Source organism: Pseudomonas sp. AGC41 (assembly GCF_057334555.1).
Window position 1 is genome coordinate 6,817 of sequence record NZ_JBHFJB010000096.1, and the last position, 2,566, is coordinate 9,382.

The window sequence follows — 2,566 nt, forward strand, 5'->3', positions numbered from 1 at the left end:
CCCACGATGTATTCACTTCAAGGAATTTTTCATGACCACCCAGCGCCCCGCCCTACGTTCCCAGCGCCTGAATCAGATCACCCACGAGCCCCACGGCAAGCTCGACGCCCTGGTCAAAGCCCACGCCCCATTCGAAACCCAGGCCAGCTACGCGCGCTTCGTCGCCGCCCAGTACCTGTTCCAGTCAGAACTGGTGGCGCTGTACAACGACGCGCAGCTGGCCGCCCTGATTCCCGACCTGCCGGCCCGCTGCCGCGCCGAAGCGGCCAAGGCGGATCTTGCGGACCTGGACACTGAAGTGCCCGCGCCGGTGGCCGGTGCGGTAAAAAACCCGAGCCAGGCCGAAGCGCTGGGCTGGCTGTTCGTTTCCGAGGGCTCGAAGCTCGGCGCGGCGTTCCTGATCAAGCGTGCCGTGGCCCTGGGAATGAACGAAACCTTCGGCGCCCGGCACCTGGCGGAACCGACGGGCGGCCGTGCCGAAGGCTGGAAAACCTTCACCCGTACCCTCGACGGCCTGACCTTCACTGAACAGCAGGAAGCCGAGGCGAACAAAGGCGCGCTGGAGGCCTTCAACCGGTTTACCGTGCTGTTGGAACACGCTTACGCGGCCGAGCTGGCCTGAACTATTCTCCCACAGGGATTTTGCACATGATCAGAAAATCCCGATGAATCGTCCCCGCAAACCCAGCCAACTGCTCTTCGCCCTGCTCGCCTACACCAGCCTGGCCATCGGCCTCATCGCCTTGGTCGTGCCCGGCCTGCCGACCACCGAGTTCATCCTGCTCGCCGCCTGGGCCGCGACCCGCAGTTCGCCGCGCCTGAGCGCCTGGCTGGAGCGCCATCGGTTGTTCGGGCCGATGCTGCACAACTGGCGCAACGGCAAGGTCATCCCGCGCCGGGCCAAGGTCGGCGCCACGATCAGCATGCTCGGTTGCGCTGCAATGATGTGGCTGACGCTTGCCCACGGCTGGCCGATGTACCTGGCCATGGCCGGCATGGGCCTGGGCCACCTGTGGATCTGGTCACGCCCGGAAACTCGTGGCGAGGGAGCTTGCTCCCGCTGGGGCGCGAAGCGGCCCCCTACGCAGTTTTGAACTATGCTCGCGCTCTCGCCTGGAGGGCTTTCGATGTCAGATCTGCTCACATCCATGCAAACCGCCCTCGGTTTGCCCACGACTCCGATCCTCTTCACTGGCGAAGGCGCGCTGCCCTCTGTCTTCGCCGTCACGGAACTGGCCTGCGCCAGCATCGCGACGGCCGGTCAGGCGGTCGCCGAAGTCATCCATCAGCAAACCGGCCGCCTGCCGACGCTTGAAGTCGATCGGCGCCTGGCCTCGTTCTGGTTCGCCACGTCCCTGAGGCCCGTCGGCTGGAGCGTACCGTCGCTGTGGGACCCGGTGGCAGGCGACTACGCCACCGCCGACGGCTGGATCCGCCTGCACACCAACGCACCGCATCATCGCCTTGCTGCGGACAAGGTCCTCGGCAGCTGCAGCGACCGCGCCGACATGGCGAGCAAAGTTGTCCGTTGGAACAAGGCCGAACTGGAACAGGCCGTGGTCGACGCCGGCGGTTGCGCCGCACAGATGCGTTCCTGGCAGACGTGGCAGGCCCATCCGCAAGGTTTGGCGGTGAACGCCGAACCACTTGTTCACTTCGATGACATGCGTGCAGCTCCGCTTGAACCCTGGCTCGGCTCCGTCGCCCAGCCGCTGGCGGGCTTGAAGGTGCTTGACCTGACCCGCGTGCTGGCCGGCCCGATTGCCAGCCGTTTTTTGGCCGGGCTGGGTGCCGATGTGCTGCGTATCGACCCGCCGACCTGGAACGAACCCGGCGCGGTTCCGGAAGTCACCCTCGGCAAACGCTGCGCCCGCCTCGATCTGCATCAGCCCGCCGACCGCGCGACGTTCGAAGCATTGCTCAAGGATGCCGACATCCTCCTGCATGGCTATCGCGCCGACGCGCTCGAACGCCTGGGCTACGGCGCCGTACAACGCCGACAATTGGTGCCTGGACTGATTGACGTCAGTCTCAACGCCTACGGCTGGAGCGGCCCCTGGCAACACCGACGCGGCTTTGACAGCCTGGTGCAGATGAGCAGCGGCATCGCCGAGGCCGGCATGGCCTGGAAACAGACAGACAAACCGGCGCCGCTGCCCGTTCAGGCGCTGGACCACGGCACCGGCTATCTGATGGCGGCCAGCGCGATCGTACTGCTGGCTCGGCGCTTGGCCGATGGCCGTGGCGGTTCGGCACGCTTGTCGCTGGCCCGTACGGCAAAGCTGTTGATCGAGGCTGGCGCCGGCGATGGGGCGGCGTTGCGCCCCGAAGACGAGGCCGACCAGGGCCTGCTGGTAGAACAAACGCCCTGGGGCCCGGCGCACCGCTTGCAAGTGCCGCTGAAAATCACCGGCACACCGTTGCAGTGGGCCCTGCCGGCCACCGAACTGGGCGCACATCGCCCCCAGTGGTGATCGTTCGATCGCCATCGCGAGCAAGCTCCCACATGGGATTTTCGACAGACACAAATCCCACAGCCTACGAAGAATCACCGTGGGAGCGAGCC

The 2,566-nt window shown here is 66.1% G+C and carries 3 protein-coding genes; all 3 read left to right on the forward strand.

Translation table 11 applies throughout. The features are described 5' to 3' along the window. Nucleotides 1–31 precede the first annotated feature (31 nt). The 3 genes from ACE04F_RS16985 to ACE04F_RS16995 are packed head-to-tail and all read left to right on the forward strand — an operon-like array spanning nt 32 to nt 2,474. Nucleotides 32–622, forward strand: a complete 591-nt coding sequence (locus ACE04F_RS16985; protein WP_486108466.1) for a biliverdin-producing heme oxygenase — start codon at nt 32–34, stop codon at nt 620–622. Nucleotides 623–665: 43 nt separating this feature from the next. Further along, nucleotides 666–1,094 (forward strand): YbaN family protein, encoded by a 429-nt coding sequence (locus ACE04F_RS16990; RefSeq protein WP_486108468.1) that lies wholly within the window; start codon nt 666–668, stop codon nt 1,092–1,094. Nucleotides 1,095–1,127: 33 nt separating this feature from the next. Next, nucleotides 1,128–2,474, forward strand: a complete 1,347-nt coding sequence (locus ACE04F_RS16995) for a CoA transferase (RefSeq protein WP_486108470.1) — start codon at nt 1,128–1,130, stop codon at nt 2,472–2,474. Nucleotides 2,475–2,566: the final 92 nt, after the last annotated feature.

Bases quoted from the DNA above. Each gene is read 5' to 3' on its own strand.
- ACE04F_RS16985 (WP_486108466.1), top strand. From the start codon at position 32: ATGACCACCCAGCGCCCCGCCCTACGTTCCCAGCGCCTGAATCAGATC.
- ACE04F_RS16990 (WP_486108468.1), top strand. From the start codon at position 666: ATGAATCGTCCCCGCAAACCCAGCCAACTGCTCTTCGCCCTGCTCGCC.
- ACE04F_RS16995 (WP_486108470.1), top strand. From the start codon at position 1,128: ATGTCAGATCTGCTCACATCCATGCAAACCGCCCTCGGTTTGCCCACG.